This is a genomic window from Bradyrhizobium sp. Gha, from assembly GCF_900113735.1.
Taxonomy (GTDB): Bacteria; Pseudomonadota; Alphaproteobacteria; order Rhizobiales; family Xanthobacteraceae; genus Bradyrhizobium.
Genome location: NZ_FOQM01000025.1, coordinates 93,075 through 119,574 on the forward strand (window position 1 = coordinate 93,075; position 26,500 = coordinate 119,574).

Consider the following 26,500-nt stretch of genomic DNA (forward strand, 5'->3'; position numbering starts at 1 on the left):
CATCTGATTCCAGTCACGGAAGGGCCGATGTCGAATACAATCATACCCCTGCTGCTGGACAGTCTGGCCAGCGCGGCGTTGATCTTCTTCGCGGCGGTCGGCCTGACGCTGGTGTTCAGCGTCCTGCGCGTCCTCAACGTCGCCCATGGCAGCCTCTATTCGATCGGCGGTTATGTCGCGGCTTCGATCTGCCTGTTCATCGCGAGCCGGCAGCTCAATCCATATTTGTCGTTCCTTGCGCTGGTGTTCAGCGCGCTCTTCGTCGCGGCGATTTTCGGTCCGCTGATCGAGCGCGGCCTGGTCCGCTGGACCTACGGCAAATCGGAGGCGGTGCAGATTCTGATCACATTCGGGCTGTTCCTCATCTTGGAGGACCTCCAGCGCGTGATCTTCGGCGTCCAGTCCTTCTACGAAGACGCACCGATGCGATTGCTCGGCACCACGAGCATCGGTGGGGTCGTCTATCTCAACTACCAGATCCTCCTGATTGCCATGGCGCTCCTCGTCGTCATCGGTCTGCGGCTCCTGATCAATCACACCCGGCTGGGCCGCCTGATCACGGCTGTCGTCACCGACCGCGAGATGGCGCAGTCGATCGGCATCGACACCAACCGGATCTTCATCCTGGCGTTTTCGCTCGGCGTGTTCCTGGCAGCATTGGGCGGTGCGCTGGCGACGCCGACGTCAGGCATCGCACCAGGTCTCGGCGCCGACACCATGGTGCTCGCCTTTGCGGTGGCGGCGATCGGCGGCCTCGGACAGATCGAGGGAGCCGCGTTGGCCTCGTTGATCGTCGGCCTGGCACGTGTGCTCGCGATCTATCTGGCGCCGTCGCTGGATGCGGTTGCGCCCTATGGGGCGATGCTGGTCGTTCTCCTGATCCGCCCCTACGGCCTGTTCGGATCGGTGACGGCGCGGAGGATATGATGCCAACGATTATCGCCGCTGCGGCGGTCCTTGTCATTGCGCTGCTGCCTCAGGTCGCGCCCTGGCTTCAATTCGTCTTGACGCTTGCGATCGCCAAGGGCTTTGCGGCACTCGGCGTCGCCGTGCTGCTCCGCGCCGGGCTGATCTCGATCGGCCATGCCATGTTCTTCGCCGCGAGCGCCTATGCGGTCGCGTTCCTGGCGCGCGCCGGCGTCAACGACCTTGGCCTGCTGCTGATCCTGTCGGTGCTGGGAGGCGCGTTCGTCGGTGCCGTCGCCGGAGCGTTTCTCGTCCGCTATCGCGCGATCTTCTTCGCCATGTTGAATCTTGCGGTCTCCATGGTGTTCTACGCGCTGTGCGCAAAACTGTACGGCGTCACCGGCGGGACTGACGGCTTGCCGGTGCCGGTCCCGGCGGTCTTCGGCCTCGTGCTTGGCGAACCGGCCTTCAAGAGTGTGCTGTTCTATCTCAGTCTGGGGCTGATGGTGCTCGTCGGTCTTGCCGTGCGGCGCTACCTGAACAGTCCGCTCGGCCATGCTCTCTCGGCCGTCCATACCAACGAGATTCGGCTCGAATATCTGGGCATTCCGGTCTGGGCGGTTCTGCTGATCGCTTATGTCGTCTCGGCGGCGCTCGCCGGCCTTGGCGGCGCGATCGCCGGCTTTGCGATCGGCCGCGTGGTCCCGGATTTCGCGTTCTGGACCGCATCCGGCCACCTCGTGCTGATCGCCGTGCTCGGCGGCATCGGTGGCGTGCCGGGCGCGTTCATCGGTGCTCTGTTCCTGGAATTGCTGCATAGCGCCGCGGTCACCGTCACCGATTCCTGGAATTTGATCGTGGGCATGACGCTGATCATCGTGATCATGTTCATGCCGCAAGGGGTCTATGGGTTGTTCGCGCGCAAGGAGGCGACGAGCCTATGACGCCTCCCATCCTGGAAGCAAGAAACCTCCACGTCGCATTCAACGGCGTCAAGGCTGCCGACGATGTCAGCATCGCGATCGGTGACGGCGAATTCCTCGCGATCATCGGTCCGAACGGGTCGGGCAAGACGACGCTGCTCAACATCTGCACGGGCTACATCCGCCCCAGATCTGGTAGCGTCTTGCTCGACGGCCACGACATCACCCGTTTGTCGCCGCGCGCCATCGCGCGCCGAGGCGTCGCCCGCGCATTTCAGATTCCGCAGCTCTTCTCCGCACAGCGCGTGATCGACAACATGATGCTGGCCCTAGCCGCAACCGATGGTCTGTGGAGCGCGGTGCAGCCGCTCGAAACGGCGAGCCGGCGCGACGAGGCGAGGGCGTTGCTCGACCTCGTCGGGCTTGCCGACGATGCCGACCGGATCAGCAGCACGCTTCCTGAAGGACATCGCAAGCTGCTGGATATCGCGGTTGCGCTGGCCCTGAAGCCTCGGTTGCTGCTGCTCGACGAGCCGACCAGCGGGGTGAGCGCCCTCGAACGCTTTCCGCTGATGGAGGCACTGATGGCGGCGCTGCGCCAGCGCCGCATCACGGCGCTGTTCGTGGAGCATGACATGGACGTGGTCGCGCGTTACGCGAGCCGAGTCCTGGTGTGGAACGCCGGCAACATCATGGCCGAGGGACGGCCCGACGAGGTGTTCAGCAACGCGCAAGTGCGCCAACGAGTCGTAGGGGTGGCCTGATGCTGAGGCTCGACAAGGTCAGCGTCTCGATCGAGGGCGTTCGCGTGCTGCGCGCCGTCAGTTGCGAGATCATCGCGCGCAAGACGACGGTGTTAATCGGGCGCAACGGCGCCGGCAAAACCACGACCCTGCGCGCAATCATGGGCCTCATCGCGATGGACGAAGGCTCAGTTCGACTCGATGCCGAAGATCTCGGCAACAGGCCTGCCCACACCCGCGCCCGCGCCGGGATTGGCTATGCGCCGGAGGACCGGCGCCTGATTCCCGAGCTCAGCGTGGAGGAGAACATCCGCCTCCCGGCCCTGGCGCTGAAGCTCGACCGTGTCGAGATCGCGCGCAGGCTCGACGAGATCTACCAGCTGTTGCCCGAATTGCACGTGATGCGGTCCCGGCCGGCCGGAGGCGTTTCCGGAGGGCAGGGCAAGATGGTCGCGCTGGGGCGCGCACTGACGGTAGCACGCAAGGTTCTGCTGCTCGACGAGCCTTTTCAGGGGCTGGCGCCGGCCCTCGCGCTCGACTATGCGCGGACTCTTGGCGAATTGCGCAAGCATCGGCCGGAACTCGCCATGCTGATTACGGAATCGTCGCCCGCGCTGCTCGACCGGGTCGCCGACAGGACGCTGCAGATCGAGCGCGGCGAAATCCTGACCACATCGATCAAGGATAGGGAATTCCACGTTGCTGCAATTTGAACGCATCGCGAATGACCGGACCGACCGCATTGCTGTCGAGATCGGGTCCCTTGTCATCGCGGGCTGGGCGGGCAGGGATGCAGCGGCGATCGAGCATCATGTCAAGGAACTCGCCGCGCTCGGCATTCCACGCCCCTCGACGACGCCGCTCTACTACCGCGTCGCGGCGCAAACATTGACCCAGGACAGCCGCCTGACCGTCCTGGGGCCCGACAGTTCCGGTGAGGTCGAGCCTGTCATTGTCGCCATGGCTGACGGACTCTGGGTCGGCATCGGATCCGACCATACCGACCGCAAGGCCGAGGCGTCGGGCATCGCACTTTCGAAGCAGCTGTGCGGCAAGCCGGTCGGCCCGCAGCTCTGGTCTTATGCCGATGTCGAGGGTCATTGGGATGAACTGGTCCTTCGCTCGTGGTCGACGATCGACGGGAAACGGGTGCTCTACCAGGACAGCCCGGTCTCCTCGCTCAGGACCCCGCGCGATCTCATTCGTCGCTACACGCGCACGGACACGATGCCAGCCGGCACACTGATGCTCTGCGGAACGCCGGGCGCGATCGGCGGCATTCGGCCGGGGACGCGTTTTGAGATGGAGCTGAAGGATCCGGTGCTCAACCGGTCCCTGACCCATGGCTACGACATTGACGTTCTTCCGGTCGTCTCCTGATCTTTCCGTCTTGGGTACCGGCCATGTCAGCAATGCAGGATCGATCAATACCTTCTGCGGTCGCACGGCTCGAGGCGGCACTTATGCGCATCCATGCGCCGGAGGCAAAGAACGTCTTCACGACGGTCTTCGCAGACGCTGCCCGGTGGGAAGCCGAGGCGGCGGATCGGCGCGGAGCTGCCGGAGCATCTCGCGGCCCGCTCGACGGTCGTATCGTTTCTGTGAAGGCGTTGTTCGACGTGGCCGGCACCGTCACGAGCTCAGGATCGGCCGTGCTGCGTGCTCTGGCGCCGGCCGTCGAGGATGCTGAGATCGTCAAGCGGCTGCGAGCGGCAGGTGCGATTGTCATTGGCAAAACCCAGATGACCGAGTTCGCCTTTTCCGCGCTGGGCACGAATCCGCATGACGGGATGCCGGGCAATCCGCGAGATCGTACCCGCGTTCCTGGAGGATCGTCGTCGGGCGCTGCCGTGTCCGTCGTCGAGCGGATGGTCGACATCGCCATCGGCAGCGACACCGGCGGTTCTCTCCGAATCCCGGCTGCGTTGTCGGGCGCGGTCGGTTTCAAGCCGACCAGCGGTTTCGTGCCGACCGCAGGCGCATTCTCGCTGTCATCCACGCTCGATACGATCGGTCCGATCGCCGCCAGCGTCGAGGACTGCTTCGTGGCCGATCAGGTGCTTTCAGGTGAGGTCGCGCCATCGCGGCTGCGGCCAGCATCCCCCGGCACGTTCCGCCTTGTCGTGGCCCGCGGGCGCTTGTTCGATCGATGCGAGCCCGAGGTGCTCGCTGCGTTCGAAAACGCCATGGAGCGGCTTCGATCAGGGGGCTCGCAGATCAAGGATGGATCCATCGAGGCTGCTCTCGATGATGTCGCACGGATCGATAGGATCGGCACGTTTCCATCGATTGAGGTCGGCGCAACCTTGCGCAGTTTGGGGATCTCCGAGCTGGACGGGATCGATCCTCGAACGCGCGTACGCATCGAGGCCGGGGCCCGCATTCTCGGCACGGACTATGTGCGCATGGTGCGGCTCCGGCAGGCTGCGATCCGGTCCTTCGAACGGTGTTTCGGCAACAATGAAGCGTTCGTCGTGCCGACCACGCCGATCCGTGCGCCGCTGATCTCTTCCCTTGTGGAGGATGCGGCGTTCCATGAGCTGAACGGTCTCGTACTGCGCAATCCACGCGTCGCTAACGTGCTCGACTGCCCGTCGATTTCGCTGCCGTTGCCGATCGAAGGTCTTCCCGTAGGTCTGATGCTGATTGGCCGCAGGAATGCCGACCGGCATCTGTTGGAAATCGCCTCAAGCATAGAAATGATCCTGCGTGGCAATTTGCGCGGTACCTAACAATAATTTTGCCGTAGGTCAGTTGGTGCATTTTTGGCCTAGGAAGGTCGAAAATGCCTTATTTTTCAACGAGGTTTGACTCCCACTCTCTCCGCCATCTGCGCGATTTCGTGCGCCAAGCTACGATTTCGCGGGCTGGGGGACGCTAACTGGGCCGAATGCAGGCCAAAGCGTACGGAGAAGACCAATAGTAGCCTTCCTGCATCGGTTCGTCTTGAACCGAATGGCAGGGCTGTCTTCCACTCTGCAATGGTTTCGCAACGACCAGCCGCGAGATGGACGTGCGTTCCTACGGGAGCATTGCCGAAAGCTCGCCAGCCATCCCCCTTAGTTTGGAGACAAATTCTCCAGCCAATCTTTCCCCCGTTGGCGCGTGCGGAGCTGGTGCTGGCATTGAGCGTCGCGACGACAAGACCGGAACCGATTGAACACCGGAACCGAGACGCTGACCAGGCCGTCCTCCAACTCTTCGTAGTTGATGCACTAGCCTTTCGCCTTGCTATTGGCGATCAGGGAAAGGATCTCGCGTTTGAGCATGATCGTGTGCCGCGTATATCGAACGATCCTGGTTCGCGACAATACGTCGGCGTGCCGGTCGCGCGATGTCGCGCGGCAATAGGTTGCGCGCCGCGGCGTTGCCGCTGATGAAGTGATCGAGTGAAGCCTTGCGTTCACGCCGGCGCGAAATAAACCGCATCGCGCCGTCGCTTCTGCGCCGCGCGATGGTTGCATAACCCTGGGCGAAAGTTCCCTGGCCGTAGGTTCAGTGATGCGCCGAAACGCTCCTGACGGTCTCGGTGAGCATATCACCCGAGGTGGAATGACTGACGTCTCCCAGGCTGATGATGCCGACCATCCGCTTGCTCTTGTTGATCACCGGCAGCCTGCGGACCTGCAGCTTCTCCATGTGATGCATCGCCTTGGCGAGGTCATCGTCCTCGCGGCAGCAATGGATGCCCTCGGTCATCACGTCGCGCGCCTTCGTGCGGCCGGCATCGAAGCTGTGGCTCGCGAGTCCTTTGCAGACGATGTCGCGGTCGGTCACCATTCCGACCAGCTTGTCATCCTCGCCAATCGGAATGCAACCGATGTCATGCGCCCGCATCAGTTTGGCAATCTCCGTGATTGGGGTATCGGGGCTGACCCAATCGACCCCCTTGTGCATCACGTCTTTCACCTTCATGGCGGAGCCTCCATTCGTGGGTTTCAAGTGCATCGATCAATGCGGTCCCCGTTCCCTGAATTTGTACTTTGATCTGGCGCGTCGTCTTCTGCAGCCATTCAACAACCGCTTCGCGACCCGTGTTACTGCCCGGGATCGCCGAGCCAATGTGCGCCGTTTACAAAATCCTTAGTCGTGCGCGCTGAAGCGGCCGTGCGGCGCGTTGGCTGTCAGGCGCGAAAACTGAGCGCGACCCATGTGCAGCAGCGTCTCGTGATCGCCGGCTTCCATGTAGATGTCCGGCTGTGCGTCGATGCTGTTGTCGACGATGATATCCAGCCCGTAGCATTTGCCGACGGCAGGAACCGCACCGTGTTTACAGTCGGTGAATAGCCGACCGACCTCGGTTTCATCAGCCATGTGGACATTGTCGCCGAGGTTTGTCCTCAGGTCCGACAGGCGGAGATGATGCGACGCAGGCAGGACGGCCAGCAGATATCCGCCGTCGCGACGCAACACGATGGCCTTGGCGAGACGGTCGCCCGAGATGTGGCATGCCTCAGCCGTGCGAGCCGACGTCATGCTGAGTTCGTGCGGGATCACCTCGTATTGGATGTTTTCAGCGGCGAGGTATTTCTGGAGCGTGGGAGCAATGGCCATGACATGACCTCCGGTCCAAGATGCAAACCATCCACCGCAGGGCTTCCCGGCAGGCTATCGCCATACGGTGGGGCAGCTGTCCCGACTATAGACCCAACAGGGGTCTTGCGCTCGCAATTCTATGCGAGTTCGCGACTTTATTCGGCACGGCGCGCCAGGTTGCGTTGTTCCGCGATCGCGGCGATGCCGGTTCTGGAACGCGTGTCCTCACCTCGAGGTGCTAATCCCGAATCGAGCGGGCGATCGCCCGCCATTTCTGCTATAATGAAGCCATGACGATCCGGATTGCCGGACCCAAACTAAAGGTACCAAGGCGAAGTGCCTTGGGCAGCCTGATCGTTGCGGCCGTCGTCATCGGGGCTTGCCTCATCCCGCTCGCGCTCGCGAGCGACCTCCTGGTCGATTGGCTCTGGTTTGCCTCGATCGGTTATCTGCAAGTTTTCTGGACGACAATTGGCGCCGAAGGCGTCGTCTTCCTTGCGGTCTGGACCGGAACCGCGGCCATCCTTTGGGTGAACGGATGGCTCGCACTTCGCTTTGCCCGACCGCGGTCGGCGCAGCCCGTCGCCGCTCCGCCGTGGAGTCCTGCGGCCAACGCGCCGCCGGATCTGCTTGCGCTCGTGCGCGATCGACTGCCAGTGCCGCGGCTGGTCGCAGGCAGTGCAGTTGTGCTCGCGCTTCTTGTTGCGGCGGCCGAAGCCAGCAACTGGAGCGTCTTCTTGCAATTTGGCCCGTACGGCGCAGCCGATCCGCTCTTCAACAAGGACATCGGCTTCTATCTGTTCTCGCTGCCCGCCTATATTCTGATCAAGAACTGGATGATGCTGGTGCTCGTTCTGAGCGGGCTTTTCGCTGCAGCAATCTATTGGGTGCACGGCGACATCGAATACGACCTTCACGGCCGATCAATGTCGCCGGCGGTGATCGCGCACGGATCCGCTCTGCTTGGGTTTCTCTTCGCGATAAAAGCCTGGTCCTATGTTCTCGATCGCTATCTGCTGCTCTACGGCGACAACAGCGTCGTCGTCGGCGCAAGTTACACCGACTTGCATTTAGGGCTGCCGGCGTTGTGGCTGGGAGCGGGTGAGCGCGATCGCTCCGTTCCTCAGGCTCGATCATGATCCCTATCTGGTCGTCAGCAATGGGCGCTTGTTCTGGATACAGAACGCCTACACGACAAACGCCTATTTCCCCTATGCAGAGCCCGCACCGGGGCTCGATCTCAACTACATTCGCAATTCAGTGAAGGTCGTCGTCGACGCCTATAACGGGACTGTCGACTTCTACCTGATTGATTCCCGCGATCCGATTGCTGCGACCTACCAGCGCGTCTTGCCGAGCTTGTTCAAGCCTTTCACGGCGATGCCGCCGGACTTGCGGACGCACGTTCGCTATCCGGAAGACCTGTTCCTGATTCAGGCCCGGCTGTACCAGGCCTACCACATGGAGGCGGCCGACGTTTTCTACAACCGCGAGGATCTCTGGCAATTCCCGCGTCAGCCGGGCGGCGACGGCATCTCGACCATGAGCCCCTATTACATCATCATGAGGTTGCCCGGCGAACCGCAGGCTGAGTTCTTCCTCATGCTTCCATGGTTCCGAGCCACCGCGACAACATGATCGCGTGGCTCGCCGCGCGCTGCGACGCGCCCGATTACAGCAAATTGATCGTCTACGAGGACAAGCTCGTCTACGGGCCGTTCCAGATCGAGGCGCGGATCAATCAGACCACCGAGATCTCGCAACAGCTCACGCTATGGAATCAGATGGGCTCGCGGGTGATCCGCGGCGCGAATTTGCTTGCGATTCCGATCGACAATTCGATCCTTTATGTATCGCCGCTTTATTTGCGGGCGGAGCACGGACACTTGCCGGAGCTGAAGCGCGTGATCGCAGCTTATGGTGAGCGCGTCGTGATGAAGGAAACGCTCGCCAAGGCGTTGTCGGCTCTGTTCACGGAATCCGGTTCGACGCCGGTCGCCTCGAGCAGGACGGAGGAGAGGCCCCTGGCCAGCCCTACCGAAAATCAGTCCAGGGAGGCGCTTGATCGCTACAACGAGGCAATGGAGCGATTGAAGGCAGGGGATTGGAAAGGCTTCGGCACGCAATTCGATGCGATGCGCGAGCTCCTGGAGGACATGAACCGACGCCCAGTAGGCCAATAACGCCCGCGGCTATCCGCATCCTGACGCAGCACTCGGCCGCACACGCTATTTTGAGCGGTGCGGCAAGCCTCGCCTGAAGTAGGAGTGTAGGTGAAGTTTCTGAAAGTTTCGCGCGCGTTCGGATCTTTTCTCGGCGGCACGCAGAGGCGGTGCGGATCCATGCGATGCCGCCGCTCATTATGCCCCCTCGGAAAATTCAGTCTTGCTCACGCTCAGCCGAACACGGACTTGCTCAGAGCGAGAAGTGCTCGGGCATTCTCCCCGGCCTCAACCGCGAAAAATTCTCCCTGAGAATGTTCGGCAGGCATGTCGGCTTTGCCGTCAGGCGTGCCGAAGGTCTACTTGCCGTCGACAAAGTTCCCCCATGGCAATCGAACGCGCAGAAGTTGGCGACGCTGGCGCGTACCGCCCCTAAGTTCGACAAGGCGCCAGGAATGGCGGATTTTCGCAGCTATGTATCCGTCAGCAAGTACCCCGCTGCCCTTCGCAATCAAGGTTTGCCCAAGTTTCCTAGAGCGCCAGGCTTGATTAATTGCGACACGTGACGTATATTAAGCGACACGTGACGCGAGGACTACTATGACTGCTGCAGCCGAGAAACCGGCTCCAAAGGGGCCAGGCAATGATCTGCAGAAGGTGGCCGATTTGCTCGGCGGCCCGCGCATCCTGTCGCGCCGGATCACAAGCGCCCTCGACGCCCACGAACTGCTGCTGGACGGACTGCCAGGCTCTGCGTTGACCCACTTCGTCCGTCACCTCCTCATCATTCAGACGGACTCGCTGGAAAAAGCCTTCGGAATGAGCCTTCGCACCTTTCAGCGACGCAAGGACGCTCCGGACAAGCCGCTCAGCCAGGAGCAAAGTGGGCGGACCTGGAAGTTTGCCGAAATCCTCGCCAAGGCCACGGACGTGTTCGGTTCGCAGGAAGAAGCCGAGCAGTGGCTCGAGCGTCCGGCCATCGGTCTTGACCAGCGTCGCCCGATCGACCTGCTTGCCACTCCGGCGGGCATCGAGCTCGTTGAACAGTACCTCACACGCCTCGCATATGGCGTCTATGCATGACGCTTTCTGTAGAGCCATTGGGAGGCGGCAAGCTCATCGCTTGGCGCCTCGATCAGGCGCGCTTTGCGTCGACCTGGGATAGTGGCGAAGGCGCATTCCAGGTCGGCGGCCGGTGGAACGCCAAAGGCGTTCGCGTTGTGTATTGCGCGCTTGATCCAGCGACCGCGATACTCGAAGTGGCGGTTCACAAAGGCTTCAAAGCGCTCGACACTCTGCCTCACGTACTGACCGCGCTTTATATCTCCCACGTGTCTGACGTTCATATTGTTCGCCCTGTCGACGTTCCGAACGCCAATTGGCTGCGACCGGGAATCCCAGGCGCAGGCCAGCAGGCGTTCGGGGATGCGCTCTTGGCCAAGCACAAATTCGTCGTGATCCCAAGTGTAGTGTCCAATCACAGCTGGAATCTGATCTTCGACCCGACGAGGGCGAAAGGCGCGTACCAGCAGCACCTTCAGGAAGCTTTCGCGCTCGATACGCGCCTTCATCCTTCGACATCACCGCCCTAATTCGGCCCCGTAGCGGCGACTGACTGTCAATCGGCTTGCAAATTTGACCCCTCATTGGAGTGCACCCCTCTAGCCGGACAGGATCAAGCCGCGGATAGGACCCCTTGGCGGGCGTGATCATCCTCGAACTCTGCGGGACTCCGATATCCGAGTGCGGGGTGGAGCCGTCTTTCTGACCTTGGAAGGCCGGCGCTCTTCAGCCCAAGTTGTCTGGCGGCAAGACATGCGTATGGGCATCGCATTCGAATCGAGCATGTAGCTCCCGCGCATTGGCGGTTGGTTCAGGGCCGATGCCGACATCCTCAGCTCCGAACCGTGGCTTGCTGGTATCCGGTGAAGGCCGCCTTGCCGAATGAGGCGTGTTGTTGAGAACTGTCCTTATGGACAGTGATAGGCGCAGTGCCCAAGTCGAACGGCTTGAGGTGGTGGACACGGGTCGGCGGCGGCGCTGGTCCGAGGACGAGAAGCTCAAGATCGTCCTGGAGAGCTTACAGGCACCGCGCCAAGTCGCGGCAACGGCGCGGCGGTATGGCGTTTCGCGATCATTGCTACTGCGATGGCGACGCTCGTTTCGGCCGGAACCGAAGGATGCCGTCGATCAACCTGGCTTCGTACCGGCGATGGTGGTCGCGGAATCGGGGTCGACGCCTTGTCCAGCCACGCCGGCCAGCAGCGGCGGGGCGATCGAGATCGAGTTTGCGACCGGAGCTCGGATGCGGATCACGGGTGCGGTCGACGCGGCGACGCTGAAGGCCGCCGTGGCGGCGCTGGCAGATGGACGCCTCCGGTGATCCCCATTGCATCGGGCGTGCGGGTGTGGATTGCGACAGGCCACACCGATATGCGTCGCGGCATGAACTCGCTGGGCTTGCTGGTGCAGGAAGCCCTCAAGCGAGACCCGCACGGCGGCGATCTCTATGTGTTCCGTGGCAAGAGCGGCAAGCTGATCAAGATCCTCTGGCACGATGGGCTCGGGATGTCGCTCTACGCCAACTAATTGGCTTCATACTACAGCCCTTTCTTTGGGATCGACGCATTTTGAAGAGTTGAGCTGACGAATGATCTCAGCGCGGTGGGCAAGCTGATTCCATCGGCTGCATTGCTTGGCCGGAACGTGCGGTCCTGGCGGTTCATAGAGGCCGATATAGCCATTGTAGGCATGTCTTTTCACGATGCAGTATTTCGCCCATCTGACCAGGGTACTTTCGGTGATGCCGAGTTTGGCGCAGGCCTCCGCTTTTGTCAGCATCCCCCGTTCGCGCAGCCGATCATAGCGAGAGCGCAGACCATATTGTTTAACAAGATAGATGACCCGCAAATCAGTGAACTTCGCGTCGGCTTTACCACGGCGTGCTGAGCCGCCTGGGCGGATCCCTCGGTCATTCAGGATGTCCGCGATTTCGGCGCAGATATGATCGTCGAGAAGCTTGTCGACTAGTTCGACCACCTCGGGCCGGGTCTTTACCTGTTGCGCGGAGGATTGTGGGTTCTGAGTAGTCAATGTTTCGGTCTTTCCGCCTTTGAAGCGGATGTGGATCCGGGTCTCTCGCTCGGCCGGGAACTTGAGCAAGGTGACGTCTTCGACGAGATAGGCAAGGAGCCGCTTGCGTTCGCGGTTCGGCAAGGTCCGATCACACCAGACTGTTTTGAAGTCGGCCGTCATGGCGATCAATCGATCCCGGATCGCATCGTCGAGCGTCACCCGATCTTCGCACAGAGCACGTTCTCTTTCTTCTCGCGCATCAGCCAGGATGCGCAGTTTGTCGTTCCATTCGCCTTCAAGAGTGTCGGCAACCAGGCGGTTGTTCGGATCAACCAGCATGAACCGCCGTTGTGCAAGATCGGCGTCGATCTGGGCGCGTTCGACGGCACGGAGCCGGAGTTTGTCCGCTTCATCATGACGCGCTTCGATCTCTTTTCGGATCTCCAATGCCAACTCCACGGCGGCAGGCGTCATTTCGGCGGCGATCAATTCGCCGACCGCTTCGTCGATAGGCCAGCCTGCGATCGACTGACAGTGGGGTTCGCCGCGAGCGGCGTAAGCGCGGTGACAGACATACCAGGTGTCCACCTGGCCGCGTCGGGCCGCGTAACGGGCGCTCATATGACTGCCGCAACGCCCGCATATGACACGCCCTTGCAGTAAAGCCGCGCCTTCGCGCGGTGGCGAAGCGCGGACGGCTTGATAACCTTGGCCATTGGCCTCGAGTACCTTGAGGTTGTGCTGGAACTGCTCCCAGCTGATATAGCCGGGATGGGCGTCCGGAATGCAGGCGAGCCATTCCTTGGGATCCCGTTTGCGGAGCTGTTTCTTTCCATCGACGGTCCGGCGGTAAAGGCGCTGGCCATAGGCATAGACACCCGCGTAACGAGGATTGTGCAGCATGCGCATGGCGGTCGATGTGGTCAGCTGTTGGAAGACCACTTGCTTGCCGTTGCGCAGACGTGAGGGGAAGAGCAGACCTTCCCTGGTGAACGTCTTGACGGTCTGCGTAGCCGACCCGACCCGCGAGAACGTCTCGAAGAAGTGGGAGATCATCTCCCGGATTTGAGCGTCCGGATCGAGAACGACATCGCCAATCTCATCATAGATAAAGCCGGTCGGCAGAGGGCAACGATACTCACCGCGACGCACTTGTTGAGGATGCCGCCGCGTAATCGGGCCTTGATAACATGCAGCTCAGCTTCGCTCATCGTGCCCTTGAGCCCGAGCAACAGACGGTCATTGAAGTTGGCCGGGTCGTACACGCCGTCTTCATCGAGGATAAGCGTGTCAGCCAAGGCGCATATCTCTAGCAGTCGGTGCCAGTCTGCATTGTTTCTGGCGAGGCGGGATACCTCCAGCCCCATGACGATCCCCGCGCGCCCCATGCCGACATCGGACACCAAGTGCTGGAAGCCTTCGCGCCATGACGCAGATGCGCCGGATTCGCCCTGGTCGCTGTCGATGACGATGATCTGGTCGTCGCGCCATCCAAGTCCGATCGCGCGACCGCGAAGATCGTATTGACGCTTGGTGCTTTCGACGTTCTCCATGACCTGTCGCATCGACGACTGCCGGATGTAGAGATAGGCGCTCCGCTCGAGATGATGCGATTGGACCTTGAGCTTTTCATTCATGCTGTTTTCCGTTCAGGGGTCGCCATCACGATGGTGGCGAGCAAGTGGATGATTGTGTGTCGCTCGGAAGTTTCGTCCGCGATGGGCCGGCCAGCCCTCAGCGGCACGGCAATGGGTTGGCGCCGGCAAGGCTCACGCAAAATCGCACGCGTCCACGCCCACATGCCGCGGTGTAGAAAGATGGTAAGGCCGCTGCGCGCCTCCGGCGGCAAAACGGCGCCGAGCGCGGCTGCGCGCAGTATTTCGTATTGTTCGGTGGCGCTGGACTGCATCGCGCAATGCAGTCCAGCGCCATCGTTGGTCACACTGTTTTTTTTACGCCGAGCGCACGCTCGATCGTTCTGGGGTGGATATCGAGGCCGAACTCGGCCCGAAGTCGGTTCGCCAGTTCGCGCGCCCGAATGGGTCCGTCGGGCTCCACCTGTGCCTTGAGGAAGGCCAGTACTTCGCCTTGGATCTTGTGAGGTCCGCGCGGTCCGCGTTTCCTGGGCACCAAACCGACCAGGCCCGCGTCCTCGAAGTCCGCCTTGGCCTGGTAGAAAGTCGGCCGAGAGACGCCATATTCGTCGGACACCTCCGTTACCGACATTTTGTCGACGGATACGCGCCGCAGCATTTCGTACTTCACTTGCACGATGTCGCGCCGATCGAAGAAGCCGTTCTCCTGGAATTTCGGGTCGCCGACTTTCTCCGGAGCCGGATTGAGCACCCCATCCGCGGCCAGAGCGCTGACCTTCGATCGCTTGTGTTTGACGCCGTCCGACACCTGCGCCGCCGCTCTCCAAGCTCGACTCAATTAACGTAATTATTATTATGCCGCGAACGACCAAACCGTCAAGCACCGCATCGTCGCTTACTGGCGCATCTGAGCTGCAAATAAGCTGCATTTAGCGAAGTGTCCATGGGCTTTGCGGCGTTATTTCTCTTACAGCAGCGGCAGATTTTCCCTTACAGCCTTTCGGCGTCACGGACCTGCCTTGCAACGTGAGGCGCTCTACAAGATCGCTGAGCGCCAGTAGATCGGCGAGACCGCACAGTGCGCGCCCATCTCCCACCACACCCTCGAGACTGGGGCCTGCTGCATCGGTCCATTGCGGCGGAACAGAGCAAATTCGGCCATCGTCAAAGCGCAGCAGCAACAGCTTGCCCGCTCGGTTGCCGCGCCTCCCGACGCAGGCACCCCTCTGACCGGAATACGGATGAAAGGGATGGGTCACCGTCACAAGCTGCAACGGGACTGATGAACCGCTCGCATTTCCAACTGAGTTACAAGCGGCTGGAGCGCGGCCGCTTCCTGTGGCCGTCGTCGGCTGATGGCGTGGTGACGATCACACCAGCCCAGCTTGGCTACCTGCTTGAGGGCATTGACTGGCAGATGCCGCAACATACCTGGCGACCGCAGGCGGCGGGCTGATCGCTGGGATTTGAATCGGTGGCACGATCGGCGGCTCGGACAGAGACCGCTTCTTGTGATTCTCTGGTCGGCGATGGGCGCTGATGATTCTCTTCCCGACGATGTGACCACGCTGCAGGCGATGCTGCGCGCCGAGCGAGTGGCCCGGTTGGCCGCGGAGGCGGAAGCCCAGGCGGGGACATTGCTGATCGAGAAGCTCAAGCTCACGATCAAGAAGCTCCGGCACGAGCAGTTCGGACAGTCCTCCGAGCGAGGCGCATTGCTGGACCAGCTCGAGCTGCAGCTCGCCGACCTGGAGGAGAACGCGGCGCAAGCCGAGACCGCGGCGCAGATGGCAGCCAAGAAGATTGCGGTGCCATCGTTCGAGCGCCGCAAACCAGCTCGCCGGCCGCTGCCGGAGCATTTGCTGCGGGAGCGCCTTGTCTATCCGGTGCCTGCGACCTGCCCGTGCTGCGGCGACAGCCGGTTGCGCAAGATTGGCGAGGACGTGACCGAGACGCTGGAGCTCGTTCCGCGCCAGTGGAAGGTGATCTAGCACGTGCGCGAGAAGCTCGTCTGCCGGGCGTGCGAAGCGATCACCCAGCCGCCGGCTCCCTCGTATCCGATTGCGCGCGGGCGTGCAGGGCCCAAGCTGCTGGCCCATGTCCTGTTCGCCAAGTACGGCCTGCACCTGCCGCTTCATCGTCAGAGCGATGTCTACCAGCGTGAAGGCATCGATCTCGACGTATCGACGCTCGCGGACTGGGTAGGCGCCTCCGCGGCAACCCTGATGCCTCTGGTCGATGCGATCCGGGGCCACGTCTTCGCAGCCGAGCGCATCCACGCCGATGATACCACGGTGCCGGTCCTGGCCAAGGGTAAGACCCGGACCGGCCGGCTCTGGACCTATGTGCGCGACGACTGTCCGTTTGCCGGCCCAGCCCCGCCGGCGGCCGTGTTCTTCTACTCGCCCGATCGGGGCGGTGCGCATCCGGAGCAGCATCTGGCGGGCTATGCCGGACTGATGCAGGCCGACGCCTACGCCGGCTTTGGCAGGCTCTATGAGGCCAATCGCAAGGGCGGCCCGATCATCGAGGCCGCGTGCTGGGCGCACGGCAGACGCAAGTTCTTTGATCTCGCGCGGCTCAACAAGGCGCCGATCGCGGCCGAAGCGGTCAAGCGCATCGATGTTCTGTTCGCCATCGAGCGCGAGATCAACGGTCTTTGTGCCACAAGAGCGCCAGCGCGTACGCCAAGAGCGTAGTCGCCCATTGATCGGCGAGCTGGAGGCATGGCTGCGCGAGCAGCGCGCCAAGCTCTCCAGGAACAACGATACGACCAAGGCAATCAATTACTGCCTCAGCCGCTGGGACGCATTTACCCGCTTCCTTGATAACGGACGGCTTTGCATGTCGAACAATGCCGCCGAGCGCGAGCTTCGGGCTGTCGCCGTGGGCAGAAGAAATTGGACCTTCGCCGGCTCCGATGAGGGCGGCCGGCGTGCGGCTGCGATCTACACCCTCATCGCCACCGCCAAGCTCAACGACATCGATCCACAGGCTTGGCTCGCCGACGTGCTGGCCCGCCTGCCGGATCATCCCGCCAAGCGCATCCACGAACTCATGCCCTGGAATTGGCGACCTCAGAACGTCGCTCACGCCGCTTAAGCGAGGTCAGCCATCCGCTCAAGATGACCTAACCAGGGGCCGTCACCGGACGCGTACGCTTGCTGTGGCGTCGTTCAGTTGCTTCTTGCTCCAGCTACCGACGGTGCATGCATGCCTGCACGTACTCTTTGAGGGCGGGATCCCCCTTAGTTGCGTGGAGACCCATTGATCCCGCCTCCTCTTTGCACCGCTCTAGCTTTGCACCTAACTGCGGACGGTTTGCTTCGGCGCACTGCAAGCGGGCAGGGCCGGGCGGTAATTGCTTACAAATTTGTGCTTGGGCGGTTGTGCTGCCTAGAAGCGCAGAGACAATAATCAGCTTTCGGATCATATCATCTCTCTCCTCGCCCGATCTCGAAGGTGCCATAATGCTGGAGCAACCCCAGGGCGAGCGCAAGCGGCCCCACGAGGGCCTACGGTTGCGTCTCGGAGAGACTAGCTGCTCTGGATGCAAGCCCGAACGATTTCGACGACGGCAATCGTCAAGAGAACGAATAAGAACTGTGAGCCCATTGCTTCCGGCCAGCGGAGTCTCCGCTTGGTGTGGATCCATTTGTGAAATCGCTGAAGGGAGCGCAGGGGTTCTTTCGGGTAGAACTTGTGCGCAAGTTGCAGGGGGTCTGGCAGCATGCCGCCGATCGCGCCCAGCAGCACCGCAAGCGCGGCCGTCGGGGTCGCGTAGAGCCACATTGCAACAGTAAGTCCGACTACCGCATCAAGTGAGATCACAATAAGATCTCGGAAGAGAGATCGATTTACCGCGATCGTAGCACCACTGCGCGGGCGCAGCGAGATCGAGCGAAGCGGGTAGTCGGCGTGAGGAATCGCGTCAATGGCGAAGTGACTTCCTATCCCGCACACGAGGGCGAGGACAGGATGGCTCGGCATGAGGCTAGCGATCGCCCCGCCGACTACGGCGTGAGTGCTTAAGATCATGAAAGGCCTATTTGAACCTTTGGTTGGAGCTAACCTTCCGGCCACCGCTTAGTTTGACGCTCTGATGGGGAGGCCCGCCGGTTCACGCTGGCCGGCTTTTTTCTGCATTTGTGAACTGCTTCACAACCTGCGAACCGCGGCGGTTCTTCTATACTTCCCGCGGCCTCTGAGGTCGCGATCGATAAATGGGGGCAGGTGGATGAAGCTCATTCTTTCAATCTTCATTGATTTTTCCAGCGAGCGCTTTCGCCAACGATTGTCCCGGATTTTTAAACTACGTGAAGGCCAATTCGCAATTAATGCAGCGTAATGACAGCCAGATTCAATGCTTTATGACCAGGCCGTTCGAGCAGAAGACTAAGGTACACACTTTTTCGTCCGGCAACGTGACCGTCTCTACCGTCTCGCGATCTTATCCCTACCGACAGTTGTGACGGCGGCCGAAGCTTCGGGAAAGCGCTCAAGAACTAAGAGGCTCGCAAATCGTCAATCGGTACGGAACGCGCGCGAGCTACCGCGCGTCGTGGGTGTGGAAAAGAGGCCACCTCCTTGCACCCCTGGGAGGCTGCACTCCGTTTGATCACGTGTATCAAACATAAATACACGCTGATGAGGTTTCTCTCCAAGCTGGCTTGCGGGGCTTTGGTCGATTTTAGCCCGCCGCTTCACGCTGGCGGGCCATTTCGCTACCCCTCCTGGATAGCTTGCGGACCATCTCCGACGAGCTATACGATGCAATTTATTTAGAGCTCTGTGTCGGAGCAACCGATTGCCAACCCCCATGGAATCGATCGTTTCCGCTCATGTACGTTTGAACAACCGGAAAGCGCTGGAGGATATGCGAGACCTTCGCCGCCAGTTGCTAGAAACATCACAGAGCGCATCGAGCATTAACCCGGCTGTGTCGCGAGATTCCATACTTGAGGACCTTCGAGTGATCGAGAATGGACTGGAGCAACTCCGCCAGCCAGGCCATGACTGAAGGCGGTGACAAGAGGGGTCCGGCGGTTCACGCTGGCGGGCCTGGTTCGTTTGACAATCGAGTGCCCAAGCACGAAGCTTGCTTTCATTAAAACGGTGAAGTCTTTGAACTCTCTATTGTCCCATCGAATAGATTTCTGTCATTCATACGGAGGCCCCATGACCGACGAGATAATCGCCCGTCTTCGCGCCCACGACAACAATATCAGCCGATACCGACGCCTGCTCAAAACCAATCTGTCAGATCTGGAGCGCCGATTTTTGGAACGGCGCCTGAGCGAGGAAACGTCGGCGGTCGAGAGCTTGCCGCATCCTGGCTCGAATGGCTTCCAGCATGATCAAGCTCCGGCCAAAGCAGTGGCAGCGTTACTGCGTCCTAATCAAGGGATTTGATCCAACCGAACACCTGGCGAACGCGAACGGGCCGCCAGATGAACGCCCCGGGAAAAACTAGGCAAAAAAGGCGCATCATTTGGTGGCCTCTTTCCGTATCGAGCTCGCGAACTGCGGCGGCTTACCGCTCTCGAAACTAGGCCTGACCTCAGCTCCGCGGTTGCCGCAGCCGGCGGAGACGAAATGTGGATCGAGATCAGAGAGCCGCATCCCATCCGGCCAGCAATCAGCGTTCACTGCAATGTGGTGACCGCAGTGGCAGTAGACCAGCACGCCGCGCAGACCCATCTCCCGCATCTCGCCGAAGGTGATCTTGAGCGGCCGGCCATCAGTGTGCGTTGGCGTGTGGCGTCGAGGGCACGGCATGCCGCCATCCAACCGCCACGCCCGCGACAGTCAAATCGTCGATTACTGGTGGCTCGGACCGCGCGCGAGCTACTGCTGGTCGCGGGTGTGGAATGCGGGCTCGCGCGAACGGCTATTATGCGAGTTTCCTCCGGTACCCGCGCCCCCGAGGAAACTTTTATTCCGGCACGGAAGGACCGGCGTAGACAACTGGCGGTCGGTGAGAAGTCGGCCCCGGCAATCAAGTTCGCAAATTAAGCTTGATGTCGCGATCCCGGGTTAATTCGGCTAACCCCTAGAGGAAGCTTCGATGAGGACCACTAAAAGCCGAGGGGGCGCTTTTGACGGCGATAGGCGTCGCCCTGGTTCTTCTCTGCGGCCTTGGCCAATTCCAACAAATGTTGCAAGAAGGGTGGGATAGCTTGACCCTCGGCCGAGCGCTGCTGGAGTTCAGCGGCGACATCTGTCGTTACAACGCGCGACCTGCCCTCGGCAGTGTTAAAACAAACGATCCGCAGGGGCGCGTCATAGCCGCCATCTAAGAGGCGCAAATCAGTGTTTCGAATTCGTCCTTGTTGTACCGGGCGCGCCCCACCCAAACTCCGGAAGCGTCCAGCACGACGTAGGTCGTGGTCTAACTCTTGTCGCACGCGCGCTATGGAAGGATGGCTTCGAGTTTTATTCTTGAGCCAGTCCTTGGACCGGCCGCCACGATAGGGCCGATCGCTGCGCTTGGAAACCAAGCCCTCCAGTCCATGCGGCAGGCGGCGCGGAATAGATCTGGACCGATGGCGCCGGTTTCAAACGGGTTGATGAAGATCCCATCCGGCCTGCCAAGCAGCAGCCGCTCGAGGTTGGCCTTGCGCATCGAGAGCGGGAAGGCTCTGACATCTTCGCCGCCCACAGCAAGCACGTCAAAGGCACAGAGCTGCACTTCCTCGTTGTGCTTGCGGGAGTGAAGCGCGTTGAAGTCGGAAACCCCATCCACACCGAGAATGACGGCCTCGCCATCAATGACGAATTGCTTGCTCCGGTTCTTCCGGGCTGCTTCAACGATCCAGGGAAATCGGCGCGTCCAGTCATAGCCGCCCTTGGTGATCAGCCGCACGCGGTCGCCATCGCGTTCAACGCGCAGGCGATAACCATCGAACTTCACTTCGTGATACCACTCGGCGCCCGCAGGTACGGCCTTGGCAAGTGTCGGCAGGCAAAACTCAAAATTCATGGGCCGAAGATACGCATCCCGCTTCGGATTGCGAATCCGGCTGGCGATAGGTTCACGCGTAGTGTTCCGCTCCTGATCCGCGCTTGTTCGCTATTTGGAACGCTTACTACCCCCACAGGAGGATGTGTGTTCAGGTACGTTCCGCTTGACGGACTTTGCTTGGCGGCTGTCGTCGCTAGGAGATAACCATTCAGCGCAACTCGTTCTGGGGCTGCGTCACTTGTGGCAGTCGGAGTAGCTCTAGCCCTTGCTCGATTACTCGCAGATCCTCATGAACCTGCTTCAGCGCCTGACGTGACTCGAAGCCGGACGCAGCCTGCAAATCTTTTAGCAGCCGGTGCCTAAGTTCACGCATATCCTCCAACGCTCGCCGGTTCTTCAAACGCACATAAGCGGAAACGATCAATTCAGTGGTCGACGGCAAATGGGTGGCTCCTCAAATACGCTTGGCTGGCGAAGAGGCGCTGATGGGCTCGAAATACAGGCTCCAACACACCTTGCTCTACAACTACGTGTTGAAATCCCAATTGGTTTCGAATGTGCAATGGCCGTGCCACAGACGTGTGACACCGAAGTGCCTAAGAGGTACCTCTAACGAGTTAGAACGACCGGGAATAGGCGGCAATGAGCCGGGTTCGTACTGATGCTTCGGTCCTGCCCGACACACCATGACCGAAGCCGGTTGCGAACTTCAGCGGCCCCAGCTCGGGGCCGCTTTTGTTGCATCTGGCCAAAGGCGAGGCCTACTGTTTGGCAGGCTCTTCGGCGGGTGCTGGCGCTTCGGGTTCGGCTTCCGGGCTTCCCCTGAGTTCTGACGGTGCCACGCAATCGCCGGCCCAAAGCCTGGTCCCTTTGACCGTTCCAACTAGCTTACATCCCAGTGGGAGTGACTTATGCGGCTTGGCCGCGCCTTTGGGCATTGCGGGCGCCTTGGGCGCTGCGGTTTGAGCGAGGGCCGATGCCGAAAAGCCAAGGATGGCCGCGGCGAGAATAAGCGGCATCATGATTATCTATTCCCCTACCTTTGGCCTGGTGCAACTTCGTCGTCCACTTCAGAGACCCTCCGACGAGACCGCATTAGGCCCAGTGCGCCGATAAGCACCAAGATGCTCCCAGCGATTATCAGCCAATATCCAGGCTCCAGCGTCTGCAGCAGCCCGGCAAGTTCGCTCTCTGGCGTTGATCCTCAATAGAGGCTCCCTCTAGCGACGACCTAAGTCGAGACATTGGCGGACCCAATAGCCATTCACACGTATCAGTTGGCAGGTGCTTGGATATGGCTCTTTGATAATGGGCCATCCGTGAATGGTCGATGTCTGTTGGTGCGGTGATGCCGCGCCAATAGACCGCGCTTGCGTCGGTTATTGCCGTCACCGACGCAACACCAAGTATACGCAGCATGCCATCATCCTTTCACGAGTATGCTCGTTTATGTTTGCGGTGTGATCAGGTCTGGGAACTGGCTTTCTGCAGAAGCTTTGTTTGCCGCTCCATTTGCAACGCCAGCTGTTTGCGTTCCAACTTCAGCGCGGCTTGCTGCTCTACCGTGTTGTGGCCGTCATGCTCCAGAACACTGATTAGAAAGACCTGGTCTTCAATGTGCCGCTGGCGCTTCTTTATCTCGGTCATCAAGGCTTCCAGCTCGCCTCGCAGATCCAAATCCACAACGAATGCTCCCCTTGAAAAGTCTCGGCTGAAAAGGGGGACATTATTGAGCCCATCGCTTAAGAGCAAGGCTTGGCCTGAGTACCCCGCCCCTCCCTGAGATCAGGAAACATCACCCCCGATATGACCGATTGCGGCGGCAGAACTGTTTGATCGCGGTCTCGGTGGCCAGCTCGTTCTCGCAAACCTGCTTGCACACCCGCTCGAGGTGACGCAGCCGGAAATGTGGGTGGCGCCTCTCAAACTCGATCCGACGATTGACATCACTTTCGGAGGCTTCACCCATGCAGACGTTACCGATGTACGGCAGATCCTGCGGCCCGCGAGCGCAAGCCTCAAAATAGATCTGCACGAAATCGCAATCCCGCGCGTCCCAGCTTGCGGCGTGCACAGGCCCCGCCAAAAGCACCAGTCCAACAACTGCGGTTCGCATTCTGCTCCTCCGCCTGAGCGGAGCAGTGTATCGGGGGAGGGGCGTCCAACAATGCGCCGACTTCGGACTATCGTCTTCGACCCGGTGAGCTTCACCGTCGACCGCATCCGCGACGAAAACGAATACGGCGGCGTCCGGATCAACGGCAATGCCACAGTCGATAAGGCAATGGCGTCGCGATTCGGCAACATTCCCGGTGTCGTTTCGGGTCCGATTTGAGCCATTCGCGCTCACTCGGAGTTGGGCGCTGGAGACGCCCCATGATATCGATCAGCGAGAATGGCATCCAGAGAGTGCCGCAGGCTCTCAGCCTGATTGAGTTGACGACCGCTCTTGATCCGTGAACCAAACCGGGCGAGCCGGGCTTTAATCATTCTCATGCTATGTTGCGCGACTTTAAGCGCGAACAGCATCCGCCTTCCGAAGCTCGACGAGCGCGGTCGCATCGCTGACAACCGACGAGCAAAACATGACGCGAAATCTCCGACAGACGGCGTAGCCGGCATTCTGAAAGGGCGCCGCACGAATGCGGCCACGGCACATCTGATAGTCGATTGACGCCGATAGTTGCCGGAATGGCTAGCATCGAGCGCGGTGCGAATTCTTCTGTGAATTCAAGACTGAAAAATTGAGACGGATGTACCGTCGGCACTTGTCCGTCAGACCCGAAAAATTGTGCTTGCAGATCAACGGCGAAGCAATGTTCGAAATAATAGAGTGGGAGTAGTGCGAGCGGCGGCGTTCGCGTAGTTTGGCGTATTTTGGGGCGGGTTCCGTTCTCCTTTTCGACGTCGAAGTGGTCGACCAGAGTTGCGTGCTTCGATCTAATCCAACCGAAGCACGATAGTCTGCTGTTCGTATGCCAATGGAGTATTGCTGCGCATTGCAGAGTACGGAATGGCGAGTGCGTCTTGATCGCGAGCTCGATCACCGCGTAAGCCTTAGCGTAGCCCTAGCTGCACTCGTTGCATCCAGGTGCCTCCGACGTCCCTGCCTCTCATGGCGAGCGCATTTAGCTGGAGCCGGCCGCCAGCGAGAGCAGTGGATCTTGGGGGCCTCGCTTCACCCTTACCCAACTAGCTTGAAATGCGATAGGGCAGTATGTCCCTGCAATCTCGATCGATGTTCAGTCTACTCTTGAGCGGAGGGATAGCCCGCTGAGGACAGCTGGTGCGCTCACAGATGCGGCAAGAGATCCCGATGGGGTCATAAGTCCCCTTGTTCGTCAGATCGAGCCCGTCTGCATATACGAAGTCCTTCGCATAGGAGATTTCGCATCCTAGCGCTATGGCATATCGAGGGCGCGGTGATCCGAAGCCACCGCGGCCCTTTGAAAGTTCGGTCGCAATACAAAGGAATCGTACGCCGTCCGGCGTCTCGGCGAGTTGCCGAATAATTTGGCTAGGTGTCTCGAACGCTTGATGAGCGTTCCAGACTGGGCACGCCGCGCCGTAACGTGCGAATTGCAGCTTTGCCGCGCTATGTCGCTTGGTGATGTTTCCGGCGCGGTCCAGCCGCGCGAAGAAGACGGGCACGCCTTTGGAGCCCGGTCGTTGCAGGTTCGATAATCGATGGGCGACCTGTTCGAGACTAGCGCCGAACCTGGTAGCGATTAGCTCCAGGTCGTGCCGTAGATCTCGAGCGGATTGCAGAAATCGCTGATAGGGCAGAATGAGAGCGCCGGCGAAGTAGTTACGCAGTCCGGCCGCGCAAACATTCCGCGCGTCGGCAGATCGAAAAGCCGCTTGATCGGCAATTTGGCCAATGCGCTCTTCCTCCTCGAAGGCCGCAATTTGCAGCGCAAGCTGGAAGTTTCGGGTTGGCGTGGGAAGATATGGGCTCAGCCACAAGGTGCGCGATGCGCGATCGAACTGTCGCAACGAGGTTTCGTGCGGTCCGCTCTGGCGTATCTGCACGCCATGTCGGGAGTCCAGGTGGTTGACCAGTGCCGTAGACGTATTGTTGTCGGGAATGCCGAGGCGCTCGGCGAGGGCCTCGGCCGCGGTATCCAGCTCGTGGACGTAGTTGTCGACGACATGAAAGAAATCGCGGACTTCTTCGTAAGCGGTCGGCTCGCCAGCCCAATTGACGATCTGGCCGTCCAGACTGGCGAGCTGCTCGCTGTTGCGTCGGTACGCCTGGTGAGCGTTGAGGAGCGCTTGCGCAAAACCCGGCGCGTTCTGAACGACGAGTTTCAGCTCTTGGAGGTTAGGCGCATAGGGCGCAAAGATCGGATCGGCCAGTGCTTCTGTAAGCATCGACATGACCCTGTCGTTGTCGTTGACCGACAGCGAGCTGAGGTCGATCTGAAAGCGCTCGGCGAGAAGCACCAGGACAGAGGCCGAAACAGGCCTCTGGTTGTTCTCGATCTGGTTCAGATAGCTGATGGAAATTCCGAGCCGTTCAGCGAACGCCTTTTGAGTGAGCTTCTTGCTCTCCCTCACTTCGCGGAACCGTCGCCCGATAAATAGTTTTCCAGCCATTTGCAACTTCGCAATTTGCTATTTGCAATTTTGTAGCATGTTCAATTGTGCATGTTCAAGCCTTCTCAAGACCGGTCTTGGGGTTGTATCGCGGGAGAAGGGCCCGCTTACCGCAACGGCGGGCCATCGAGGAGAATTCCGTGATCTCGACCATTGAAGCCCTTGAAGACCGTCGCGCCGGCGCCCGGCTGGGCGGCGGGGAGAAGCGCATCGAGGCGCAGCATGCCCGCGGCAAGCTGACCGCCCGCGAGCGCATCGAGCTCCTGCTCGACAAGGGGTCCTTTGAGGAGTTCGACATGTTCGTCGAGCACCGCTCCATCGAGTTCGGCATGGAGAAGAACAAGATCCCCGGCGATGGCGTCGTCACCGGCTGGGGCACCGTCAATGGCCGCAAGACCTTCGTCTTCGCAAAAGACTTCACCGTGTTCGGCGGCTCGCTCTCCGAAACCCACGCGCTGAAAATCACAAAACTCCAGGACATGGCGATGAAGGCGCGGGCGCCCATCATCGGCCTCTATGATGCGGGCGGCGCCCGCATCCAGGAAGGCGTCGCCGCGCTCGCCGGCTATTCCTACGTGTTCCGCCGCAACGTGCTCGCCTCGGGCGTGATCCCGCAGATCTCGGTCATCATGGGCCCCTGCGCCGGCGGCGACGTCTATTCGCCTGCGATGACCGACTTCATCTTCATGGTGAAGAACACCAGCTACATGTTCGTCACCGGCCCCGACGTGGTGAAGACCGTCACCAACGAGGTCGTCACCGCGGAAGAGCTCGGCGGCGCCTCGGTGCACGCCACGCGCTCCTCGATCGCGGATGGCGCCTTCGAGAACGACGTCGAGACGCTGTTGCAGATGCGTCGCCTGATCGACTTCCTCCCCTCGAACAACACCGACGGCGTGCCGGAATGGCCGAGCTTCGACGACACCGCCCGCGTCGACATGTCCCTGGACACGCTGATCCCCGACAATCCGAACAAGCCCTACGACATGAAGGAGCT

30 protein-coding genes and 2 pseudogenes are annotated in these 26,500 nt (G+C 60.6%); 18 read left to right on the forward strand and 14 right to left on the reverse strand.

Annotation, left to right across the window (positions count from 1 at the left end):
* The first annotated feature begins 27 nt into the window (after positions 1–27).
* From BM222_RS26360 to BM222_RS26385, 6 genes are read left to right on the forward strand one after another with little or no spacing between them, the layout of a single operon-like run.
* Positions 28–927 carry a branched-chain amino acid ABC transporter permease gene (locus BM222_RS26360; protein WP_092234371.1) on the forward strand — a complete coding sequence of 300 codons (900 nt, stop codon included), beginning with the start codon at positions 28–30 and terminating at the stop codon, positions 925–927.
* Positions 924–1,850: a branched-chain amino acid ABC transporter permease gene (locus BM222_RS26365; protein WP_244547257.1), complete on the forward strand. Its 927-nt coding sequence runs from the start codon at positions 924–926 to the stop codon at positions 1,848–1,850. Before BM222_RS26360 ends, BM222_RS26365 begins: the two co-directional genes overlap by 4 nt.
* The gene (locus BM222_RS26370; protein ID WP_092234374.1) at positions 1,847–2,593 is read left to right on the forward strand and encodes an ABC transporter ATP-binding protein; all 747 of its coding nucleotides are present in this window, start codon (positions 1,847–1,849) and stop codon (positions 2,591–2,593) included. Before BM222_RS26365 ends, BM222_RS26370 begins: the two co-directional genes overlap by 4 nt.
* Positions 2,593–3,285: an ABC transporter ATP-binding protein gene (locus BM222_RS26375; RefSeq protein WP_092234377.1), complete on the forward strand. Its 693-nt coding sequence runs from the start codon at positions 2,593–2,595 to the stop codon at positions 3,283–3,285. Before BM222_RS26370 ends, BM222_RS26375 begins: the two co-directional genes overlap by 1 nt.
* Entirely contained in the window at positions 3,272–3,952 is a 681-nt protein-coding gene (locus BM222_RS26380) for a DUF2848 domain-containing protein (RefSeq protein WP_092234381.1), read from the forward strand. Before BM222_RS26375 ends, BM222_RS26380 begins: the two co-directional genes overlap by 14 nt.
* Before the next feature lie 23 nt (positions 3,953–3,975).
* On the forward strand, positions 3,976–5,304 hold the full coding sequence (locus BM222_RS26385) for an amidase family protein (RefSeq protein WP_092234384.1): 1,329 nt from the start codon (positions 3,976–3,978) through the stop codon (positions 5,302–5,304).
* A gap of 763 nt (positions 5,305–6,067) precedes the next feature.
* Here BM222_RS26385 and BM222_RS26395 read toward each other — a convergent pair.
* On the reverse strand, positions 6,068–6,487 hold the full coding sequence (locus BM222_RS26395) for a CBS domain-containing protein (protein ID WP_092234390.1): 420 nt from the start codon (positions 6,485–6,487) through the stop codon (positions 6,068–6,070).
* A 168-nt stretch (positions 6,488–6,655) separates the two neighbouring features.
* Complete coding sequence (locus BM222_RS26400; RefSeq protein ID WP_092234392.1) at positions 6,656–7,126, reverse strand: aminoacyl-tRNA deacylase; 471 nt, start codon at positions 7,124–7,126, stop codon at positions 6,656–6,658.
* A gap of 323 nt (positions 7,127–7,449) precedes the next feature.
* Here BM222_RS26400 and BM222_RS43390 point away from each other — a divergent pair, with 323 nt between their 5' ends.
* The 7 genes and pseudogenes from BM222_RS43390 (at position 7,450) to tnpB (BM222_RS26430) (ending at position 11,859) form a co-directional block, all read left to right on the forward strand.
* On the forward strand, positions 7,450–8,247 hold the full coding sequence (locus tag BM222_RS43390; RefSeq protein ID WP_502690920.1) for a UPF0182 family protein: 798 nt from the start codon (positions 7,450–7,452) through the stop codon (positions 8,245–8,247).
* Positions 8,210–9,291, forward strand: a pseudogene (locus BM222_RS43395) (UPF0182 family protein). Before BM222_RS43390 ends, BM222_RS43395 begins: the two are co-directional and overlap by 38 nt.
* 164 nt (positions 9,292–9,455) lie before the next feature.
* The gene (locus tag BM222_RS26410; RefSeq protein ID WP_092234395.1) at positions 9,456–9,836 is read left to right on the forward strand and encodes a hypothetical protein; all 381 of its coding nucleotides are present in this window, start codon (positions 9,456–9,458) and stop codon (positions 9,834–9,836) included.
* A gap of 34 nt (positions 9,837–9,870) precedes the next feature.
* Complete coding sequence (locus tag BM222_RS26415) at positions 9,871–10,353, forward strand: Xre family toxin-antitoxin system antitoxin (RefSeq protein ID WP_092234398.1); 483 nt, start codon at positions 9,871–9,873, stop codon at positions 10,351–10,353.
* On the forward strand, positions 10,350–10,862 hold the full coding sequence (locus BM222_RS26420) for an RES family NAD+ phosphorylase (RefSeq protein ID WP_092234401.1): 513 nt from the start codon (positions 10,350–10,352) through the stop codon (positions 10,860–10,862). The genes BM222_RS26415 and BM222_RS26420 overlap by 4 nt, the downstream gene beginning before the upstream one ends.
* A gap of 362 nt (positions 10,863–11,224) precedes the next feature.
* Positions 11,225–11,653, forward strand: coding sequence for an IS66-like element accessory protein TnpA (gene tnpA, locus BM222_RS26425; protein WP_502690921.1), 429 nt, complete (start codon positions 11,225–11,227; stop codon positions 11,651–11,653).
* On the forward strand, positions 11,650–11,859 hold the full coding sequence (tnpB, locus tag BM222_RS26430) for an IS66 family insertion sequence element accessory protein TnpB (RefSeq protein ID WP_143106045.1): 210 nt from the start codon (positions 11,650–11,652) through the stop codon (positions 11,857–11,859). The genes tnpA and tnpB (BM222_RS26430) overlap by 4 nt, the downstream gene beginning before the upstream one ends.
* Before the next feature lie 6 nt (positions 11,860–11,865).
* Here tnpB (BM222_RS26430) and BM222_RS26435 read toward each other — a convergent pair whose 3' ends face one another.
* The 5 genes from BM222_RS26435 to BM222_RS43400 all read right to left on the reverse strand — a co-directional run bounded on the left by BM222_RS26435 (position 11,866) and on the right by BM222_RS43400 (position 15,205).
* Complete coding sequence (locus tag BM222_RS26435) at positions 11,866–13,401, reverse strand: recombinase family protein (protein ID WP_244547258.1); 1,536 nt, start codon at positions 13,399–13,401, stop codon at positions 11,866–11,868.
* On the reverse strand, positions 13,398–13,982 hold the full coding sequence (locus tag BM222_RS42270; protein WP_244547259.1) for a recombinase family protein: 585 nt from the start codon (positions 13,980–13,982) through the stop codon (positions 13,398–13,400). The genes BM222_RS26435 and BM222_RS42270 overlap by 4 nt, the downstream gene beginning before the upstream one ends.
* Complete coding sequence (locus BM222_RS26440) at positions 13,979–14,287, reverse strand: hypothetical protein (protein WP_143106046.1); 309 nt, start codon at positions 14,285–14,287, stop codon at positions 13,979–13,981. The genes BM222_RS42270 and BM222_RS26440 overlap by 4 nt, the downstream gene beginning before the upstream one ends.
* On the reverse strand, positions 14,284–14,748 hold the full coding sequence (locus BM222_RS26445) for a helix-turn-helix domain-containing protein (RefSeq protein WP_092234412.1): 465 nt from the start codon (positions 14,746–14,748) through the stop codon (positions 14,284–14,286). The genes BM222_RS26440 and BM222_RS26445 overlap by 4 nt, the downstream gene beginning before the upstream one ends.
* A gap of 121 nt (positions 14,749–14,869) precedes the next feature.
* Positions 14,870–15,205, reverse strand: a complete 336-nt coding sequence (locus tag BM222_RS43400) for a DUF5372 family protein (RefSeq protein ID WP_502690926.1) — start codon at positions 15,203–15,205, stop codon at positions 14,870–14,872.
* A 17-nt stretch (positions 15,206–15,222) separates the two neighbouring features.
* On the opposite strand from BM222_RS43400, the gene tnpB (BM222_RS26450) reads away from it, so the two are divergent.
* Complete coding sequence (gene tnpB, locus BM222_RS26450) at positions 15,223–15,396, forward strand: IS66 family insertion sequence element accessory protein TnpB (protein WP_092234414.1); 174 nt, start codon at positions 15,223–15,225, stop codon at positions 15,394–15,396.
* A 73-nt stretch (positions 15,397–15,469) separates the two neighbouring features.
* Positions 15,470–17,042, forward strand: a pseudogene (gene tnpC / locus BM222_RS26455) (IS66 family transposase).
* 435 nt (positions 17,043–17,477) lie between these two features.
* Here the strand turns inward: tnpC and BM222_RS26460 are convergent.
* A complete protein-coding gene (locus BM222_RS26460) occupies positions 17,478–17,930 on the reverse strand; it encodes a hypothetical protein (RefSeq protein ID WP_143106047.1) in 453 nt (150 codons plus the stop codon).
* Positions 17,931–19,118: 1,188 nt separating this feature from the next.
* Here BM222_RS26460 and BM222_RS40260 point away from each other — a divergent pair.
* Entirely contained in the window at positions 19,119–19,352 is a 234-nt protein-coding gene (locus BM222_RS40260) for a hypothetical protein (RefSeq protein ID WP_143106048.1), read from the forward strand.
* Between the two features lie 75 nt (positions 19,353–19,427).
* Here the strand turns inward: BM222_RS40260 and BM222_RS26475 are convergent, their stop codons facing one another.
* The 5 genes from BM222_RS26475 to BM222_RS26500 form a co-directional block, all read right to left on the reverse strand.
* A complete protein-coding gene (locus tag BM222_RS26475) occupies positions 19,428–19,718 on the reverse strand; it encodes a hypothetical protein (RefSeq protein WP_092234426.1) in 291 nt (96 codons plus the stop codon).
* 634 nt (positions 19,719–20,352) lie between these two features.
* The gene (locus BM222_RS42275) at positions 20,353–20,922 is read right to left on the reverse strand and encodes an ATP-dependent DNA ligase (RefSeq protein ID WP_349509872.1); all 570 of its coding nucleotides are present in this window, start codon (positions 20,920–20,922) and stop codon (positions 20,353–20,355) included.
* Positions 20,923–21,112: 190 nt separating this feature from the next.
* Entirely contained in the window at positions 21,113–21,346 is a 234-nt protein-coding gene (locus BM222_RS26490; protein ID WP_092234432.1) for a hypothetical protein, read from the reverse strand.
* 1,022 nt (positions 21,347–22,368) lie between these two features.
* A complete protein-coding gene (locus BM222_RS26495) occupies positions 22,369–22,587 on the reverse strand; it encodes a hypothetical protein (RefSeq protein WP_143106049.1) in 219 nt (72 codons plus the stop codon).
* Positions 22,588–22,699: 112 nt separating this feature from the next.
* On the reverse strand, positions 22,700–23,020 hold the full coding sequence (locus BM222_RS26500; protein ID WP_143106050.1) for a hypothetical protein: 321 nt from the start codon (positions 23,018–23,020) through the stop codon (positions 22,700–22,702).
* 51 nt (positions 23,021–23,071) lie between these two features.
* Between BM222_RS26500 and BM222_RS41315 the strand changes: the two genes are divergently transcribed.
* Positions 23,072–23,239, forward strand: coding sequence for a hypothetical protein (locus tag BM222_RS41315; protein WP_177243474.1), 168 nt, complete (start codon positions 23,072–23,074; stop codon positions 23,237–23,239).
* 857 nt (positions 23,240–24,096) lie between these two features.
* Here BM222_RS41315 and BM222_RS26505 read toward each other — a convergent pair.
* Positions 24,097–25,503, reverse strand: a complete 1,407-nt coding sequence (locus BM222_RS26505; RefSeq protein ID WP_092234440.1) for a helix-turn-helix domain-containing protein — start codon at positions 25,501–25,503, stop codon at positions 24,097–24,099.
* A gap of 143 nt (positions 25,504–25,646) precedes the next feature.
* Between BM222_RS26505 and BM222_RS26510 the strand changes: the two genes are divergently transcribed.
* A partial coding sequence (locus BM222_RS26510) for an acyl-CoA carboxylase subunit beta (RefSeq protein WP_502690922.1) occupies positions 25,647–26,500 on the forward strand: 854 nt, incomplete at its 3' end.

What these genes read in the sequence shown, in the direction of transcription:
- BM222_RS26360 (WP_092234371.1), top strand. Translation starts at nt 28, where the DNA reads ATGTCGAATACAATCATACCCCTGCTGCTGGACAGTCTGGCCAGCGCG.
- BM222_RS26365 (WP_244547257.1), top strand. Translation starts at nt 924, where the DNA reads ATGATGCCAACGATTATCGCCGCTGCGGCGGTCCTTGTCATTGCGCTG.
- BM222_RS26370 (WP_092234374.1), top strand. Translation starts at nt 1,847, where the DNA reads ATGACGCCTCCCATCCTGGAAGCAAGAAACCTCCACGTCGCATTCAAC.
- BM222_RS26375 (WP_092234377.1), top strand. Translation starts at nt 2,593, where the DNA reads ATGCTGAGGCTCGACAAGGTCAGCGTCTCGATCGAGGGCGTTCGCGTG.
- BM222_RS26385 (WP_092234384.1), top strand. Translation starts at nt 3,976, where the DNA reads ATGTCAGCAATGCAGGATCGATCAATACCTTCTGCGGTCGCACGGCTC.
- BM222_RS26395 (WP_092234390.1), bottom strand. Translation starts at nt 6,487, where the DNA reads ATGAAGGTGAAAGACGTGATGCACAAGGGGGTCGATTGGGTCAGCCCC.
- BM222_RS26400 (WP_092234392.1), bottom strand. Translation starts at nt 7,126, where the DNA reads ATGGCCATTGCTCCCACGCTCCAGAAATACCTCGCCGCTGAAAACATC.
- BM222_RS26410 (WP_092234395.1), top strand. Translation starts at nt 9,456, where the DNA reads ATGCCGCCGCTCATTATGCCCCCTCGGAAAATTCAGTCTTGCTCACGC.
- BM222_RS26415 (WP_092234398.1), top strand. Translation starts at nt 9,871, where the DNA reads ATGACTGCTGCAGCCGAGAAACCGGCTCCAAAGGGGCCAGGCAATGAT.
- BM222_RS26420 (WP_092234401.1), top strand. Translation starts at nt 10,350, where the DNA reads ATGACGCTTTCTGTAGAGCCATTGGGAGGCGGCAAGCTCATCGCTTGG.
- BM222_RS26435 (WP_244547258.1), bottom strand. Translation starts at nt 13,401, where the DNA reads ATGATCTCCCACTTCTTCGAGACGTTCTCGCGGGTCGGGTCGGCTACG.
- BM222_RS42270 (WP_244547259.1), bottom strand. Translation starts at nt 13,982, where the DNA reads ATGAATGAAAAGCTCAAGGTCCAATCGCATCATCTCGAGCGGAGCGCC.
- tnpB (WP_092234414.1), top strand. Translation starts at nt 15,223, where the DNA reads ATGAACCGCTCGCATTTCCAACTGAGTTACAAGCGGCTGGAGCGCGGC.
- BM222_RS26460 (WP_143106047.1), bottom strand. Translation starts at nt 17,930, where the DNA reads ATGCCGAGCCATCCTGTCCTCGCCCTCGTGTGCGGGATAGGAAGTCAC.
- BM222_RS40260 (WP_143106048.1), top strand. Translation starts at nt 19,119, where the DNA reads ATGACCGACGAGATAATCGCCCGTCTTCGCGCCCACGACAACAATATC.
- BM222_RS26475 (WP_092234426.1), bottom strand. Translation starts at nt 19,718, where the DNA reads ATGCCGTGCCCTCGACGCCACACGCCAACGCACACTGATGGCCGGCCG.
- BM222_RS42275 (WP_349509872.1), bottom strand. Translation starts at nt 20,922, where the DNA reads ATGAATTTTGAGTTTTGCCTGCCGACACTTGCCAAGGCCGTACCTGCG.
- BM222_RS26500 (WP_143106050.1), bottom strand. Translation starts at nt 23,020, where the DNA reads ATGCGAACCGCAGTTGTTGGACTGGTGCTTTTGGCGGGGCCTGTGCAC.
- BM222_RS41315 (WP_177243474.1), top strand. Translation starts at nt 23,072, where the DNA reads ATGCGCCGACTTCGGACTATCGTCTTCGACCCGGTGAGCTTCACCGTC.
- BM222_RS26505 (WP_092234440.1), bottom strand. Translation starts at nt 25,503, where the DNA reads ATGGCTGGAAAACTATTTATCGGGCGACGGTTCCGCGAAGTGAGGGAG.